This is a genomic window from Bacillus sp. JJ783, assembly GCF_036963225.1.
GTDB lineage: Bacteria > Bacillota > Bacilli > Bacillales > Bacillaceae_G > Bacillus_A > Bacillus_A cereus_U.
Genome location: NZ_JBALMG010000075.1, coordinates 16,086 through 33,666 on the forward strand (window position 1 = coordinate 16,086; position 17,581 = coordinate 33,666).

Below are 17,581 nucleotides of genomic sequence, written 5' to 3' on the forward strand. Positions count from 1 at the left end.
CTCCTTATTAAATTCATTGATCAACTTTTTACCTGTTAACACATTACCGAAATAGGGCATGATTGTTTCCTTTGCATTCCAGGTTCAACACCCCTTCGATATTGTAAAATGTATCTCATTTATACAAATTGTAATATAATTTAAATGTAAATTCGTAGCGTAAAATAGATTGAAAGTAACAAATGTTGAGAAAGGATTCCCTTGTTGAAATTAGTATTTGTATTTCATTAGATAATAAAAAATGTAGAATGATTTCATTTCTGACATTGTTATTTACTAGTAATCAAAATACAAAACAAAAAATTTTCTCGGCTGGAAATTGTTACACAGTCATAAAATGGAGGCAATAGTTATGCAGCAAATTAAAAAAATAGGAAACTCATTTCGGTATATGACACCTGTTTCCGAGACAGATAGACCTATTTTAGGAATGGTAGTTGGAAAAGAAAAGACTTTGATGATAGATGCAGGTAATTCAGAAGCACATGCACAATTGTTTTTAGAAATGCTAAAAGAGCAAAATATCTCAAATCCTGATTTTGTAGCATTAACGCATTGGCACTGGGATCATATTTTTGGATTGCCTGTATTACAAAATGCATTGTCTATCGCACATTTTGAAACAAAAAAAGAGATGAACACACTTGTTTCTTATGAGTGGTCGGATGAGGCATTGGATGCACGAGTGAAAGAAGGTACAGAAATTGAATTTTGTGCGGACTGTATAAAAAAAGAGTTCAGTGAAAAACCAAGAAATATTCAAATTCTTCCGCCGTCCTTAACCTTTCAGAAACAACTTGAATTAGACCTTGGTGATGTGACATGTGTGTTAGAGCATGTGGGCGGAGACCATTCACATGACTCTGTTGTTATTTATATTAAAGAAGAAAAGATTTTGTTTTTAGGAGACTGTATATATGCAGATATCTTTTCTGCAAAGCGAAACTATACAACGAAACGAACGTTTAAACTGATACAAGAATTAGAGAAATTTGATGCTGAGACATATATTCTTTCCCATGGAACAGCTATAAATCGGGATGAGTTTTTACAAGAAATTCATTTGCTAAAAACAGTAGGAACTTATACGGAAACTCATAAAGGCGATGAAGAGAAGATAAAAGCAGCATATAAAAAAGAACTAGATAGAGAATTAAATGAAGATGAGATAGAAACAATAACGTACTTTGTAAATGGTTATGAAATGGTTAATCTGTAAAATCTAACTCTAATTAAATTGATGCTTATTCTGATCAAATGCAATTTAACTGCACAAAAAGAGTATTGAAAATTAATTCAATACTCTTTTTAATAATTAAATATTTAGTCCCAACCAATTTCTAAATTTTTTTGCTGGCTCATCACCTGGGTTTATACGGCTTTCAACACTGGTTGTGATTAGCAGCTTTTTTAGCTAATTCAGTAATATATTCAAAGAATGCATCACGTTTCACATCATAAATGACATTTACTGGTCTTCCGTTAGCAGTTTCCACTGTACGTCCTTGGCTGGGTCCGTATGTATGAACGATACTAGTAATCGTTTTTGTTTTTGCAAGATCAGCTCTCCCAACAAAAGCAGCAGTTAATACATCCCACAAATAGTAGGTAGAGTTAGTTGAAAAGTGAACGAGAGGGGAACCATCGCATAACATTGACCAAGGAAGTCAACACCAATATACTTTCTCTCTTTTGCCCAACGTTCACGTACATCTAAAGTTAGTGGAACCTGATTAGTACTTTCTAGAGTTACTAAATCAATTACTATATTAGCATCCCAAACACGAGCTACTGCTTCGGGATCCCAAAATGAATTCCATTCGGCTGTTCCGTCATGTTCTGGCTCATGTACATTTCCCGCAGTATGAAATGTACCGCCCATCCAAACGAGACGTTCAATTTTATCTTCGATTATTGGAGATTCATATAATGCGCGAGCAAGGTCAGTCAGGGGCCCTGTAAATAATAAAGTTGTTTTTCCATCAGTTTGTAGAAGAGTCTCTATTATATGATGATGTGCAGGTTTAGCTGCCGCGGGTGTTATAGCTTTTCCAAACTCATTTAAAATTGGTAAAGCATCTACATAAAATGCATGCATCCGCCAGTCTTTTGGAAATGGGTTTTTCCCACGAGAGTTGGACGCTGCTACCTCAATACTACTTTTACCAAAACGATCGATAATTTTACGACTTGCATACATTGCTGGTTCTAAATAGCAATCTGCTGGAATAACAGAGACTCCAGTCAGTTCCACATTGTCCATCTGCAGTAATAAAAATAGTGAAATTAAATCATCTACACCACCGTCGTGATTGAAGTATACTTTTTTCATCATTTTAATCTCCATCCTATAATATTTAATTGTTAATTAAATATTAATTGAGGAAAAATCATCGATAATTTCTACCACTTCAATTTTTCCATTAATTAATAGCTCAGGAAGTTCATTTCTAACGTTTCCTTTCCAATACTCTTTAGCCTGTTCAATTTTTTGAGCGAAAGGAATACCATCTTCTTTCGGTAAAAGATTTCCGTCACCTTCAAAAGAACTACCGATCACTCGTAGTTTAACAATCTGCAAAACTTCTCGGTTGTAAGAATCAAATAGCGCTTTCCATTTCAAAGCATCTTCATAGCTTTTGGAAGCATATAAGCAAGACAACCTTGAAGGATATTCAGGAAATTCTTGCAGTCTAACCATTTCTACAATCGTTTCTCTAACCGCTCTAATTGTTTGATCTATATAATTCATAACTACTTTAGCATTTTCATTATTTATATGTAATTCCTCATTGAGATAATGACTTTTTAAAATTTGAATGGAGTCTTCATCATGAGAATTTAATTGTTCTCTTTCAAAAAAGAAGTGATAGAGGGTATTAGTTTGATTTTTGTCAAAATGAATGATTTGTCCGATACTCATTGTTTTCCTTGTAACGATGTGATATGCGTAAAATTCTGCTTTATTCATGGTTATCCTCCTAGTAGTAATTATCATATAATTCAATATTAAATTTAATAATTCAACATTAAAATATATAAAACCTTTATAAGTGAAAAGTTATAAAGTGGGAGGATTGGAGTGAAGCCTGAAAGAAATGCACGTAAACGCTTTAAAAACGTTCACAAAATGTTCACTTACGAAGGCGTTTCCAATATCGATATAATGACAAAGACTTAAACAGAAGGGATGATGAAAATTGCCAACAACAAGAAAGGAAAACCTCCAATTCGGTATGATGATGTGCCTAGGGATGGTTATCGTTATGACGTTTTACAATTTATTAATGAATGGAGCAGGAGGGCCAATTCATATCAAGGAGATCGCATTAGAACTAATAATTGGATTTATTATTGCGCTATTAATTGAAATATGTATCGTAGGACCGTGTGCGAAAAAGATTGTATTTGCATTACCACTTGATAAATCAAAAAAAATAAACATGATTATTGCGATGGCAACAACAATGGTAATCGGAATGGTATTCTTCATGTCATTTTATGGAATGGCTATGATGTATTTACATAATGGGTTACATGGTGACTCATTCATTTCAATTTATTTCTCGGTCTTTATTAAAAATTTTATTATGGCGTACCCACTGCAATTAATAATAATGGGACCTCTTGTACGTTTCTTATTTGGAAAGTTTGTTTTGAAGAATAAAGCTGTTAATGTAGCGTAGTTAAAAATGTTTTATTTAATTATAAAAATTAAACAATGATATGAATTCAATGTATCGAAAGAATTTGAAATGCATGTTAACAAATGAATTATTGAAGTCATGTGAAAGTGATTTAGTTAGGATAATAAACCTCTTAGTGTATGTTGTTAAAAAGCTGTACCTTTTTTGTATAAGGGTACAGCTTTCGTTGTACTATTTGTTTGGACTTTATATGGAAAAATGTAGCGTTTATTCGCCCGTTGAAAAATTAATATCAATTTAAAGGGGAGAGCTAAGTATGTAAAGAAAAAATATAAGTGAATGTGATCTCGATTTGTGGTGGGATAAAATTCATTTTGGAGTAGGACTTAGTCGGAAGGAAAACTTATACATTTAGTAGTTAGTTAAAAATGAAAGTCTAATAGTAAGGGTATTATACATAAGGGAGAGACGAAAAGTGACTAATTATATGTTAAAAGATCGTGAACTTTATTTAGATGTATTCGGTATTCAGCATTGGTGTAAAGTTGCAGGGGCAGCTCATACTACAGTTCCTCTCATTATTGTACATGGAGGTCCAGGCGGTAATCATTATGTATTTGAGAGAACTCTGGGAATGAAATTAGAAGAATATTTAACTGTAGTTTATTATGAACAAAGAGGATGTGGGCGTAGCGAGGCACCTCAAGATGACAATGACTATTCTATAAATACTTTAGCAGAAGATTTGGAGGAATTAAGAAAGCGATTAAATATAAACAAGGTAAATTTGTTAGGATATTCTTTTGGTGGACAACTTTGTTTAGAGTATGCTTTAAAATACCCAGAAGCAGTTGAGAAAATGGTATTACAGGCACCATTATTAGACGATTATGATGAAGTGTATAATGTGCAGATAGAAGGGTTCCTAAAAGTAACGGAAGGGAAAATGAAAGAACAAATATCTATAATTAGTAAGTCGGAAATCTCCTTGAAAGAAAAAAATAATCAAGTTTGGAACATTGTTGATACTGAAGTTGTTGATCGGCTATTGTTTAAAAATCAAGAATTTGCAAAGTTAAATCGTAGTCTTTGGGAAGAAAGTCATTTAAGTAATACAGGGAAGATGAGTAAAGTTATTTTTGAAACGAAATCAATTGTACCGCTTATTGAGCGCATTAATGATTTGGAACAAGATACATGTGTCATTGTTGGAGCGCATGACTATAATACTGGTGTGGAAATGAGCAAAAGGATAACGAGTCATATGAAAAATAGTAAACTTGTTATATTTGAAAATAGTGCACATTTTCCAGATATCGAAGAAACAGATAATGTATGTGAAACGATTATAGAGTTTTTAGAAATATAGTATAAAAACACGGATAGGATTAATTGTTTGAATATTGAATCATACAATGTGTGAATTGTTTATTTATAATTTGGGAGGATGCAATATGATTGAATATAGAAAAGCAAGAGTGGAAGATATACAGGGGATTATTAAAGTGTGTTCAGACGGTTATAGAAATACATATCCAGGTTTGTTGCCCCAGCAATACATAGAAAGTACGATCAAGGAGTTTTACAATGAAGAAAGAGTGAGAAGTGAAATGTTAAATATTAGCCAAGAGTGGAATGGTTGGTTTGTTGCAAGTGATAATGGAGAAATACTCGGTGCTGGTGGAGGTGGTTTCACTGGTAAAGCAACAGCAGAGTTATTTGTAATATATTTAAATCCAAATAGAAAAAGAGAAGGCATTGGTACAGAATTACTTTCTATAATTACAAATAATCAAATTGAACGTGGTGCAAAAGAACAATGGGTTTCAGTTGCAAAAAATAATGCTATGGGGATTCCATTTTATGAAGCAGTTGGATTTAAATACCAAGATGAAAGACCAGCTTATGGACTACCTGTAGGTAAAGGTTTCACATCTATTCGATACAAACGTGAGTTAGCAATTAGCTTAGTTGAAAGATAAGTAAAAAAGACCTCGTCCGAATTATATTTAGGTTATAGTTGTTGAAGTCAATAAAAGTAAAGGCAAGGACCTATTTGATATGTATAATATGTTTTTGCCTTTATATTATAGTTAGTTTTGAAAAAAAGTTTGATAAAAAGGTCTATTTTGTAGGGTAATTACCTATTCATAAAATAACACTAATTTTTTGTACACTGTTGCTATAAATTCTCGCGAGAGTTGGAAAATAGCCGGGTTTCCAACCTGATGTGGTGATGAGGTGCGAAGCTATTATGAGTGCAGTGACATAACTAGGAGGTTTCCACTATGACAGCTTTATTTAAAGCTATGGAGTTCCAGCTGAAAACTGAACGACTTGATCTGAGTATGTGGGAGGAATCCGATTCAGTCTGGATGAGAAAATTAATTGGCGAACGTGGTGTGGATATGCAAACCCTTGACGCCGTGCGTAGCAAGCTTATCGAGATGCGTAAGAAAGCAAGTGAAAATGGTATTTCCCTTCTCACTATTCGCCGACGAGACGAAGGTGATTTCATCGGATACTGTGGCTTGATTATCGGTCGTTCCACACTGGAAGAGCCGGAGATCGCATACGAGTTGTTCCGCAGTGCTCATCGTAAAGGCTATGCGACTGAGGCAGCATCCGTTGTGCTGGACGCTGCGATTGCTACCGGGCGCCGCAGACTTTGGTCGACTGTAGGCGCTTGGAATGTTGCGTCTTTCCGGGTGTTAGAGAAGATAGGATTTGAGAGGCATCACAGTACGTGGGACGAGCGTGGTGAGATTGTTTGGAACGTACGCGACCTTTAGAAATCCCGGACCTAACTCGAAACTATTGAAAAGGAGAACAGCCCATTAGTTTTGGGGGAAATCCAGATAAAGATAAAATGACTGATTTATAACCCAAATAGTGACAAATTATAACTGAAGCATGTCCTCCTTCCGAATTCAGTAAAGGGTAAGCCTTTCTATTAACAATGGGTATTTCTTGAGCTCTCATTAAAATACTCTCCTGTCCTTTGTTTATCTTTAGGCTACCTCTAATCAAATTAGGATTGTTTATTTAATGTCCTCGAAAGTGGAGTGCTGCCTTCGCACCGAGGCTTTGTCCTCTTCCCAAAACCAAACGAACTTTTCAAGGTATATATCTATATTATACTGATTAAACTGAATGTTTATTTTTTTGCTTATTTCATTCATTATGTAAATAAAAAAGGATAATTAGCCCTCATAATGGACTAACTATCCTATTATTATATGAATTTAATAAAATCGAGGTCTTTTTTGTATACGATATAATATATAAGCTATAGATTAATCATTTTTCAAACCGTATATGAACGAACTTCAACATCTTTATTAAATTTACAATCCGCATCATGATTCGTGTACTTCCATCCCAATCTTTATTTGTAGGTATATGTTTAAAGAAAGGGGAACAGCTTAATATTTTTATGTTAGAAGACCATCTTTCTATTGATTTTGGATTGTTTACATAAAAATACATCATAGCACCGTTATTACCAGATTTTTTTACAGTAGCATTCGAAAGCGTCAGTGCGAACTTTGATTCAGCATCAAAATATAATTTTCCTCCAGGAAAACGTTTTGCCATAGCGACAATTATCTCCTTCAGTTCCTCTTCTTTAAAGTAATAAAACACACCTGCTGATATAAAAAGAATACCGTCTTTTGGATCATATTTTATATCGTTGAACCAAGAAGTGTCAAAAAATGATTTGGCAATGTTTATATTTCGTGGTGTATCTTCAATTAATGTTTTGCGAAAAGCAATCGCATCAGGCAAATCAAGGTTATACCACTGTATTGTACCGTTATCAATTCTTGAAAAAGAAGTGTCTAGTCCAGAACCGATATTTACTATAGTAGCATTCGGATTCTTTGTAATAAATTGTTTTATAGTATCATCAATTTTTCGTGCACGGGTAATGTAAGTGATACATCCGTATTCGCCAAATGTATCTGCTATTTTAGAGAAATCAAAGTCGCATTCTTTAATAATCCGAATAGCTTCCGTATCATCTAAAATATCCTTGTTTTTCTCACTACCATACGCTCGTCCCCATAGTGGAATAAGCATAGTACCTTGAACTGATTGTAAATCTATTTCTTTAACCATGAAACGTCCTCCGTTTAATAATAAAAAATATTATATATATATGATTAGTCGTTATTTAGCATTTTTGATAGCATTTTATTTGTTTTATACAGTCCGTAAGTTAAATCATGTTGATCTTCTTCATTGAGTTTTTCAAGATTACTAGTGAAATTATTATAAATTTGTTTCCATCTTTCATAATGTGCTTTTTCAGCTTTATCTGTTAAGGAAATTAAAACAGCTCGTTTATCTACTGTATCTTGTTTTTTTATAATGTATCCGTTTTGCTCTAAATTACGAACGGTTACACTTAATTGTTGTTTAGGTATGTTTAAATAACTAGCAATCATTTTTAAATTTACAGCGACCTTTTTCTGGGCAATATACTCAACTATGTGTTGCTCTAAATGTGTAAATTCAGTGGATTTTTCTGATAATAATTTGAAAGTACCTGACATATTTAATAATAAATTCATGTATTCGTTTAATAATTCGTTTTGGGGCATTATTTTCGCTTCCTGTATGTATTTAGTAATTATTTTATTACTAGTTTAATGATTAATCAAATTGTTTAATTGATTATAGTAAACAAATATTCACTATGTTATTATTTTTGGAACTATACAAACAGAGGTAGAAGAGTATAAGAGGTGTTTTTGCGGTAGGAGAATATGATAGAAAATAAAATATTACTAAATACATATAACTAATGCATGTAATGTCTTTTTCAGTTATTATGCTATAAATAATTTTATGGTAAAATCTTTAACATAATTAAATAAAGGGGTAGTATTCTATGGGTTATTTCTCAAATAGTTTATTAGTTTTGTTTGTTCTTATCGTCTGTAGCTGTATGATTTTTGGTTGATAATATAATGATAGATTTATATAAAAGAAGTTAACTTAGGTGAGGTTAACTTCTTTTTATTTTATGTTGAGAAGGAATTATATTTTTCTTATTGAAGTTTGTTTAAGTTAATTTCATATTAAGGGTAATTTTATGAAATACAAACAAACGAGAGAATAAGGNNAAATTACACAATTGAACATCCAACGGATTTCAATGGATTATTAGCCTTATATGAATCTTTAGGATGGAATTCTCTTAAATTAACGGTTAATGAATTGGAACAAATGTGTAAACAAAGTTGGCATGTAATTTATGTTTTTGATGATAAGAAGTTAGTAGGGATGGGGCGTGTTATATCAGATGGAGTAATAACAGGCATTATTTGTGGAGTAGGTGTATTGCCAAAGTATCAGTCTAGTGGCATTGGGAAAGAAATAGTGAAACGATTAATACAGCATTGTGAACACAATAAGGTTATTCCACAACTTATGTGTGTAGAAAATTTGCAATCTTACTATGAATCTATTGGGTTTGAGGCATTCTCAATCGGGATGAAAAAACATATTATAAGATAGCGTGGCTTTATATTTTCGGTGTACTTGTACATATGTTCAAACTTTATCATAAAGGAGCATAAAGTTATGGAGATTGCTAAAGGAGTAGAGATGTTACATCTTGAATTCCAAGGGTATATTATTCACCCAATTCTTTTATGGGATGATGAAACGGCAGTTTTAATAGATACTGGATTTCCTGGACAAATTGAAGATATACAAGTAGAAATGGATAAGGTTGGAGTATCGTTTGGTAAACTAAAAGTCGTGATTTTGACGCATCAGGATATAGATCATATAGGTAGTCTTCCTGAACTATTACAAAACTGTGGAAGTAATATAACAGTCTATGCTCACGAGCTAGACAAGCCATATATCGAGGGGGAGTTACCCTTATTGAAGGATGCACAAGTACAGAATCCTCCGAAAGGAAAAGTGGATGATACTTTGATTGACGGTCAAGAACTTTCCTATTGCGGTGGTATTCTTATTATTCATACCCCAGGGCACACTCCTGGTCATATTAGTTTATATTTGAGACAAAGTAAAACTCTTATCGCTGGGGATTCAATGTATAGCGTAAACGGAATTTTAGGGGGAATTCATGCCCCGACTACTTTGGATGTAAAGGAAGCACACCAGTCTTTGAAAAAGTATTTAGATTTAGATATAGAATCCGTAGTTTGTTATCACGGTGGATTAAGTAAGGGGGAAATTAATGAGCAAATTCAAAGATTATAGAGAATAAAAATAACAAATTATCATTTTTTATGGAGTTATTATAAATAATGATCAACCTTTGATATGAAGAAAATTTATAATTAAAATAAATAAGAGCATGTTTTGATCATTTTTCAACAACATGCTCTTTATATTTGTTCTTTTATAAAGGTTAATAATATCAAATTAATGCAACCATATTTGAAAGGTATAGCTGTTATTCAATTAAGTAAATCTCATATTATATTCAATATTAATGACTTAACCCATTCCAATAAAACGAAACGATTTGTTTTGCTAATTCATCTATATTTGCAAGAGTAGGATTGTGATTCTCATCTTTAAAATTCCCGATTGATAATAAAGTTACGAAAGCATGGGCAGCAAATTTAGGATCTCCTTTAGGTATTTCTCCAAGGGCCGTCGCATTATCGAGTGCTTTTTCCAATACATCATACATGTTATCCTCGGCATTTTTTAATTCCTTCAATTGCTCTTCAGATAAGGATAGTTTTGCATCTTTCATAAAGTTCTTCATATCAATATCCATCGTTGCGTGTAAGTATACTGTAGCAAAGTCCAATAATCTTTCTTCCAAAGTCTTATTTGTAGAGAGGATTTGATCCATATTTTCTCTTATTCGTACCATCATTTGAATCATAGTAGCGGTAAATAAATCCGCTTTTGTTGAATAGTAATAGTAGACGGTTGCTTTTGTAACACCACATTCTTTCGCGACCTCATCCATCGAAACAACTTGATAATTTTGAGTGAGAAATAATCTAGTTGCAACTTCTAAAATGATTGCTTTTGTAGATTTTGTATTTTTATTTTGACGAGGCCTTCCGAGAGGACGTTGTTTTTGATCCAAATACATTCGCTCCTGACATTTATGATTGAGATAATTATAACATAATTTTTTAATCATTCTTGATTAATTAACCGACCAGTATATATAATTAATATTGGTGGGGAAAAGGAAGGTGGGTTTTTATGAAAAAGCACCCGTTAAATATGTTAGGGAAGCTTGTAGCAGGGAAGAATACGCAATGGATAACTTTATCGGTTTGGATTCTTATTACATTGGTACTTTCATTTACGTTGCCACAAGTAAACAGTATGAAAGAACCGAATCCGAAAAATTTACCTGAAACAGCTATGTCACAGCAAGCTGAAGCACTTATGAAAAAAGAATTTCCTAATAATGCAGGAAATCCGTTGTTAGTAGTATGGCATCGAGATGGTGGATTACAGTCAAAGGATTATAAACTCATACAAGACGTTTATAAAGAATTAAAGGCCAGTCCTTTAAAAGAACAATCAACATTACCACCATTTGATACAATTCCAGAGCAAGTATTATCAAAAAGTGCATCAAAAGATGGTACATCATTTGTCACACCAATATTTTTTAATAAATCTGCTGGAACGGATATATTAAAAGGTAATTTAGAAGAGTTACGAAAAATAGTGAATAGTAAAGTGGATGAAGATCCGTTCAAACAAAAAATTACCGACTCTGGTTTACATGTTCGATTATCTGGACCGGTAGGTATTCAAACGGATGCGGTAAGTTTATTTAGTCAAGCTGATGTGAAATTATTAGTCGCTACTGTATTACTTGTATTGGTTTTATTAATTTTATTGTATCGCTCTCCAATTTTAGCAATTTTACCTTTACTTGTTGTGGGCTTTGCATATGGAATTATCAGTCCGACACTGGGCTTTTTAGCAGACAATGGATGGATTAAAGTAGATGCACAGGCTATATCAATTATGACTGTCTTACTGTTTGGAGCAGGAACGGATTACTGTTTATTTTTAATTTCAAGGTATAGGGAGTATCTGTTAGAAGAAGAAAGTAAATATAAGGCACTGCAACTTGCGATAAAAGCTTCAGGTGGTGCAATTATAATGAGTGCACTAACTGTAGTATTAGGATTAGGAACATTATTGCTTGCACATTATGGAGCCTTTCATCGATTTGCAGTACCATTTAGTGTTGCTGTTTTCATAATGGGAATCGCTGCATTAACAATTCTTCCGGCATTATTATTAATTTTTGGTAGAGTTGCATTCTTCCCATTCATACCGAGAACAACTGCAATGAATGAAGAGTTTGCGAAAAAGAAAGTTTTAAAAGTAAAAACTACAAAGGGGGCCTTTAGTAAAAAGATTGGTGATATTGTTGTACGTAAACCGTGGACAATTATTATGCTAACTGTATTTTTATTAGGAGGATTGGCTTCATTTGTACCACGTATTCAATACACGTACGATTTATTAGAATCATTCCCGAAAGATATGCCATCACGTGAAGGATTTACATTAATCACGGATCATTTTTCAGCTGGAGAATTAGCACCAGTAAAGATTGTAGTTGATTCAAAAGGAAAAGATTTACCTATTAAACAAGAAATAGAGAAATTATCCTTTGTTAATAAAGTGAAAGAACCAATGAAGGGAAAAGAAAATAATCAATTGCAAATGTATGAAGTTTCTTTAGTGGAAAACCCATACTCAATTGAAGCATTAGATCAAATCCCTGAATTGAAAAATAGTGTAAAAAAAGTATTAAAAGACAGAGGGATTAGTAATGCAGAAAATCAATTGTGGATTGGCGGGGAAACAGCTTCCTTATATGATACAAAACAAATAACAGAACGTGATGAAGCGGTTATTATTCCTGTGATGATTAGTATTATCGCTTTATTATTGCTTGTTTACTTACGTTCTATCGTCGCGATGATCTATTTAATTGTAACTGTCGTTTTATCATTCTTCTCAGCGCTAGGAGCAGGATGGATAGTACTTCACTTTGGTATGGGAGCTCCCGCAATACAAGGCGCGATACCGTTATATGCATTCGTATTTTTAGTTGCCTTAGGAGAAGATTATAATATCTTTATGGTCTCAGAAATATGGAAAAATAGAAAGAAACAAAATCATGTAGATGCAGTAAAAAATGGTGTTATACAAACAGGAAGTGTAATTACATCAGCTGGTTTAATTTTAGCAGGAACTTTTGCAGTATTAGGTACGTTGCCAATCCAAGTTCTTGTTCAATTTGGTATTGTGACTGCAATCGGTGTATTACTAGATACGTTTATTGTGAGGCCATTATTAGTACCAGCAATTACAGTTGTATTAGGACGTTTCGCTTTTTGGCCAGGAAAACTTTGGAAAGAAGAAAAGCAATTACAAAAAGAAGATACTTTATAAAAGAAGGTTGCCGATAAAGTCAGTAAAACTGATTTTTAGGCCACCTTCTTTTTTGTTGGTCTGATATAGAATGATCATTTTGAATATGCAACGAAAAAAATAGATGAAATGTATGATGAAGTTTTAAGTGCATTAAAATTTTTCTTATCAGACATAATAATTCATAAGAAATTCCAATTGAGTGAGGAATTTCTAAAATTATGCATTGTTATAGGATGATAAAAATGTGGGACAAGATTGTTTCGTATGTACCTGAGTGGAAAGTTTTTATACAAGCCTTTATCGTACTATTCATTCCATATATAATTTCAAGATTTTTTAGTTGGATTCGCACATTAGAAAAAGAATAATATAACGAACTATATTCAAGTGAAAACAAATATTGATATGTAAAGAAGAGTGGTATAAGAAGCTTTTTTGGAGAAAGAGTGATGAAGGTGAAAGCGCAGGATTCAATAGTTAATCAAAGCCAAGAACAGGGAAATACATATGAGAATAACGCGACAAAAGTTTCTGAAAACCACTTTACAGGTGATTTCAACTTAGATTTAGAGGTAATAAAAAAAGAGGCTCTTGATAATTCGGACGTTTATTGTCGAGAGTTTAATATCGGCGGGACTAGCATCCGCGCAGTTCTTGTTTTTGTAGAAGGGCTGTCAGATAAAGATCTTATTGATATGCACATTTTGAAATCATTAATGTGTAATTTTCCTGATGAGTATAAAGATGAATCATCTAATATGAAAGATAGTGTTTCAAAAGAGTTTATTAAAAACCGAGTTCTTCCTATTAGTGGAGTGGAAGAAGTACAATCTGTGCAAAAAATGATGTCAAAGGTGTTAATGGGTTCAACGGCATTATTAATTGATGGATTATCAGATGTATTCATACTTAATACAAAAAAAGGAAAAACACGTAATATTGAAGAGCCAATATCAGAGGGATCGGTTAGGGGTCCACGGGTAGGTTTCACAGAAGTTTTATCGGACAATACTGCTTTGTTACGGTTACACGGTGAAAATGAAGGATTATCATTAGTGAAATTTCATGTAGGAGAACGGGCTAAGAAAGACTTGGTTGTTGCCTTTATGAAAGAGATTGCTGATCCAGAATTAGTAGAAGAAGTTAAGAAGAGAATTGAGAAAATTAATATTGATAATGTGCCAGAATCAGGTTATATAGAACAACTTATTGAAGATAATTATCTTAGTCCTTTCCCGCAAGTACAGAGTACGGAACGTCCTGATAAAGTTATCGCTGCATTAATGGAAGGAAGGGTTGCAATTTTATTAGATGGAACACCTTTTGTATTAATTGTTCCGGTTACATTTAGTATGATGATGCAATCACCCGAAGATTATTATGAACGCTGGATACCAGGTACGCTGATTCGGTTATTGCGCTTTGGAACGGCTATTATTTCTCTATTTGCTCCCGCTCTGTACATTTCATTTATTTCATTCCATCCTGGATTGATTCCAACTAAGTTAGCCATTTCAATTATAGGAGGGCGAGAAGGCGTCCCGTTTCCTGCAATTATAGAAGGATTATTTATGGAAATTGCAATTGAAATTTTACGAGAAGCAGGGCTACGACTACCTAAGCCTATTGGTTCAGCGATGGGAATTGTAGGAGGATTAATCATTGGGCAATCAGCTGTATCAGCTGGAATTGTGAGTCCAATAATGGTAATTGTTGTGGCGGCCACAGCTATTTCTTCTTTTGCACTTTCTCATTATAGTACAGCAATTCCATTACGTATTCTTCGCTTTGTAGCTATGTTTTTCGCTGCTATATTCGGATTATATGGAGTTATTCTATTTTTCTTATTTATATGCAGTCATATTTCAAGGCTTAAAAGTTTTGGTGTACCTTATGCTAGCCCGGCTGTCTTATATCAATTTACCGATTGGAAGGATTTTATTGTTCGTATGCCAATTCAGATGATGAAGCGACGTCCAAAAATGTTGAATTTAAAAGACTATGTACGGAAAGGAAGTGAAGAGGAATGATTATGAACTCAAAGGACAAAATTCCCACTTCACAAGCAGCTGTGATTCTTATCAATTATATACTTGCTGTTGGAATCCTCACTTTACCTAGAACAGCAGCTGAGAAAGTGCAAACTCCTGATGTTTGGATAACGGTTATTTTAGGAGGATTAATTGCGATAGTTGCAGGCATAATTATCGTGAAGTTAAGTCAACAATTTCCTGAAAAAACATTTTATCAATATAGCCAAGAACTTGTAGGGAAATGGCTTGGAGTGTTAATTAGTTTGTTGATTATCGGTTACTTTTTAACACTTTCTTCCTTTGAACTTAGAACGTTGGAAGGTATAACAAGTTTCTTTCTATTAGAAGGTACGCCTGACTGGGCTATTCTTATACCATTCATGTGGATAAGTCTGTATTTAAATCTAGGCGGAATAAATGCGATAGCACGTTTATTTGAAATTATTTTTCCAATTACAGTTTTTATTTTTTTAGTGACATCTTTTATGAGTATAGGAATATTTGAACTCGATAATCTTCGTCCTGTATTAGGATTAGGGATTGTTCCGGCATTAAAAGGCCTAAAAACAACAACTATGGCATATTCGGGTGTTGAAATTATGTTGTTACTTTTAGCATTTATGAAGAAACCGTCTCAAGCAGTAAAAGTTGTTATAATTGGCACTACGATTCCTTTATTTTTTTATGTTATTACAGTAGTAATGGTTATAGGAGCGTTTTCTATCGATGGTGTATTGCTGAGAACATGGCCTACAATTGACCTTATGAGAAGTTTTGAAATTCAAGGTTTAATTTTTGAACGGTTCGAATCTTTACTATTAGTGATATGGATTATGCAAATCTTTGCAACATATACAATTTGTTATTATGCAGCTGCTTTAGGGTTAGCGCAGCTCTTTAATAAAAATATTCATTCCTTTTTGTATGGATTACTTCCGGTAATATATATCGTTGCTGAAGTTCCGAAAAACATAAATGAGTTATTTGAATTTGGAAATATGATTAGTAACGCAGCAATAATTTTATTTGGTATTCTTCCGTTTCTTCTTCTTATGATTTCGAAGGGGAGGAAAAAAAAGGCATGAACCAAAATGTTAAAGGTAGAAAAATTATTATAAGCATAGCGTCAATAGTTTTTCTCTTAATACTTACAGGATGCTGGAGTAGTCATGAAATTGAGGAGTTAGGTTTCGCCGTAGGTTTAGCAATAGATAAGGAAAAAGAAACAAAGATTGAAAAAGAAATTGAAGAAAAGGGCGGTGGATATAAAAAGAAGAATTTAATAACAACCACCTACCAATTTGTTAAAGCACAATCATCATCAGACGGAGGAAAAGGTGGAGTATCACAACAAAAAGCTTATATGAATGTTGCAGAAACAGGAGATTCTCTTCATCAATCAATACGTGAAGTTGCATTAAGAAGGCAAAGGCCTATCATTTTTCATCATACGAAAGTAATAGTTGTTAGTGAAAGTATCGCCCGAACATATAATTTAACGCAGTTATTGGACATCTACGTTCGTGATAATGAGATGAGACCTAGTTGCTTTATTATGGTCAGTAAAGGGATAGCTAGTGATGCGTTAAAATCAAAAGAACCTGGGGAAATTCCAGCATTTCGCTTAATTGAAATCGAGGATAATCAATATAGATCCTCACGAATCTTATCGCCGATGCCACTTGCAAAACTACCAGGAAAGGTGAAATCTGGGGCGAGTTTTCTTTTACCGAATGTGATTTCCATAAACGGAGAAGTAAAATATGTAGGTGCTGCTGTAATTAAGGGGAGCACAAAAAAACTCCGTGGCTTTTTGAACGAGAATGAATTAGAAGGCTTAATGTGGATAACCGCAAAAGGGAAAAGTGGCTTAGTGAAAAGTTATGATAAAAAGACAAAAAAATTAGTTATGTATGAAGTGAAATCTATAAAAAGTAAAATTACGCCCCATGTTAAAGGGGATAAAATCTCTTTCGATGTCAATGTGCAGTCTGTGGGAAGGTTATCCGAAAACTGGTCTGAGTCAGAGGAGGCTTTTAAAAATACATTTCTCAAAAGGACGGAACAATCTGCGGAGCAAGAAGTGAGGCGATTAGTGAAACAGACATTACAAAAAATTCAAAAGGAATATAAAACTGATGTTGCTGGCTTTAATACTAGTTTGAAAATCCAGTATCCAAAAGTATGGAAGAAAGTTGAAAAGGATTGGGATAAAGTGTTTAGTAAGACACCAATCAAATATAATGTAAAGCTAACCATTGAAGACTATGGCACGGAAGGTGCATAACGAAGAAACAACAAAAAATATACAAAAGCTCTGAAGCATGAATTTTTTTATAAAAATGCTCCAGAGCTTTTTATTGTACTTAGTAAATGAATAAGAAGATATATATTCCGTTTTAATATTCTTTATTTTATAATTATTTATAAGTGCTAGTAAATATAATCACTAAAAATAGGAGTGATGAAATG

At 33.3% G+C, this 17,581-nt stretch carries 15 protein-coding genes and 1 pseudogene; 11 read left to right on the forward strand and 5 right to left on the reverse strand.

Features of this window, described 5'->3' with window-relative positions; all coding sequences use genetic code 11:
• Nucleotides 1-337: 337 nt before the first annotated feature.
• Nucleotides 338-1,219 carry an MBL fold metallo-hydrolase gene (locus V7038_RS16610; RefSeq protein WP_335471005.1) on the forward strand — a complete coding sequence of 294 codons (882 nt, stop codon included), beginning with the start codon at nucleotides 338-340 and terminating at the stop codon, nucleotides 1,217-1,219.
• 163 nt (nucleotides 1,220-1,382) lie between these two features.
• Here V7038_RS16610 and V7038_RS16620 read toward each other — a convergent pair.
• A pseudogene (locus V7038_RS16620) lies at nucleotides 1,383-2,335 on the reverse strand (nucleoside hydrolase).
• A 33-nt stretch (nucleotides 2,336-2,368) separates the two neighbouring features.
• Nucleotides 2,369-2,971, reverse strand: a complete 603-nt coding sequence (locus V7038_RS16625; RefSeq protein ID WP_335471008.1) for a DUF2441 domain-containing protein — start codon at nucleotides 2,969-2,971, stop codon at nucleotides 2,369-2,371.
• Nucleotides 2,972-3,200: 229 nt separating this feature from the next.
• On the opposite strand from V7038_RS16625, the gene V7038_RS16630 reads away from it, so the two are divergent.
• From V7038_RS16630 to V7038_RS16645, 4 genes are all read left to right on the forward strand, one after another.
• A complete protein-coding gene (locus tag V7038_RS16630) occupies nucleotides 3,201-3,686 on the forward strand; it encodes a DUF2798 domain-containing protein (RefSeq protein WP_335471011.1) in 486 nt (161 codons plus the stop codon).
• 448 nt (nucleotides 3,687-4,134) lie between these two features.
• Nucleotides 4,135-5,016, forward strand: a complete 882-nt coding sequence (locus V7038_RS16635; RefSeq protein WP_438825114.1) for an alpha/beta fold hydrolase — start codon at nucleotides 4,135-4,137, stop codon at nucleotides 5,014-5,016.
• Between the two features lie 85 nt (nucleotides 5,017-5,101).
• On the forward strand, nucleotides 5,102-5,629 hold the full coding sequence (locus V7038_RS16640; protein WP_335471015.1) for a GNAT family N-acetyltransferase: 528 nt from the start codon (nucleotides 5,102-5,104) through the stop codon (nucleotides 5,627-5,629).
• Nucleotides 5,630-5,935: 306 nt separating this feature from the next.
• Nucleotides 5,936-6,439 carry a GNAT family N-acetyltransferase gene (locus V7038_RS16645; RefSeq protein WP_335471017.1) on the forward strand — a complete coding sequence of 168 codons (504 nt, stop codon included), beginning with the start codon at nucleotides 5,936-5,938 and terminating at the stop codon, nucleotides 6,437-6,439.
• A gap of 508 nt (nucleotides 6,440-6,947) precedes the next feature.
• On the opposite strand, the gene V7038_RS16650 is transcribed toward V7038_RS16645, so the two are convergent.
• Both V7038_RS16650 and V7038_RS16655 read right to left on the reverse strand, forming a co-directional pair.
• Nucleotides 6,948-7,769, reverse strand: coding sequence for a class I SAM-dependent methyltransferase (locus tag V7038_RS16650; protein WP_335471019.1), 822 nt, complete (start codon nucleotides 7,767-7,769; stop codon nucleotides 6,948-6,950).
• 44 nt (nucleotides 7,770-7,813) lie between these two features.
• Nucleotides 7,814-8,254 (reverse strand): MarR family winged helix-turn-helix transcriptional regulator, encoded by a 441-nt coding sequence (locus V7038_RS16655; protein ID WP_199661263.1) that lies wholly within the window; start codon nucleotides 8,252-8,254, stop codon nucleotides 7,814-7,816.
• 517 nt (nucleotides 8,255-8,771) lie between these two features.
• Here V7038_RS16655 and V7038_RS16660 point away from each other — a divergent pair.
• Both V7038_RS16660 and V7038_RS16665 read left to right on the forward strand, forming a co-directional pair.
• Nucleotides 8,772-9,173: a GNAT family N-acetyltransferase gene (locus V7038_RS16660; RefSeq protein ID WP_335471026.1), complete on the forward strand. Its 402-nt coding sequence runs from the start codon at nucleotides 8,772-8,774 to the stop codon at nucleotides 9,171-9,173.
• A gap of 66 nt (nucleotides 9,174-9,239) precedes the next feature.
• Nucleotides 9,240-9,893, forward strand: coding sequence for an MBL fold metallo-hydrolase (locus V7038_RS16665; protein WP_199661261.1), 654 nt, complete (start codon nucleotides 9,240-9,242; stop codon nucleotides 9,891-9,893).
• Between the two features lie 232 nt (nucleotides 9,894-10,125).
• On the opposite strand, the gene V7038_RS16670 is transcribed toward V7038_RS16665, so the two are convergent.
• Nucleotides 10,126-10,743, reverse strand: coding sequence for a TetR/AcrR family transcriptional regulator (locus V7038_RS16670; protein ID WP_199661260.1), 618 nt, complete (start codon nucleotides 10,741-10,743; stop codon nucleotides 10,126-10,128).
• A gap of 122 nt (nucleotides 10,744-10,865) precedes the next feature.
• Here V7038_RS16670 and V7038_RS16675 point away from each other — a divergent pair, with 122 nt between their 5' ends.
• The 4 genes from V7038_RS16675 (at nucleotide 10,866) to V7038_RS16690 (ending at nucleotide 17,396) form a co-directional block, all read left to right on the forward strand.
• Nucleotides 10,866-13,094 (forward strand): MMPL family transporter, encoded by a 2,229-nt coding sequence (locus V7038_RS16675; RefSeq protein WP_199661259.1) that lies wholly within the window; start codon nucleotides 10,866-10,868, stop codon nucleotides 13,092-13,094.
• A 431-nt stretch (nucleotides 13,095-13,525) separates the two neighbouring features.
• Entirely contained in the window at nucleotides 13,526-15,106 is a 1,581-nt protein-coding gene (locus V7038_RS16680; protein WP_199661258.1) for a spore germination protein, read from the forward strand.
• Entirely contained in the window at nucleotides 15,103-16,194 is a 1,092-nt protein-coding gene (locus tag V7038_RS16685; RefSeq protein WP_199661257.1) for a spore germination protein, read from the forward strand. Before V7038_RS16680 ends, V7038_RS16685 begins: the two co-directional genes overlap by 4 nt.
• Nucleotides 16,191-17,396: a Ger(x)C family spore germination protein gene (locus tag V7038_RS16690; RefSeq protein WP_199661256.1), complete on the forward strand. Its 1,206-nt coding sequence runs from the start codon at nucleotides 16,191-16,193 to the stop codon at nucleotides 17,394-17,396. Before V7038_RS16685 ends, V7038_RS16690 begins: the two co-directional genes overlap by 4 nt.
• Nucleotides 17,397-17,581: the final 185 nt, after the last annotated feature.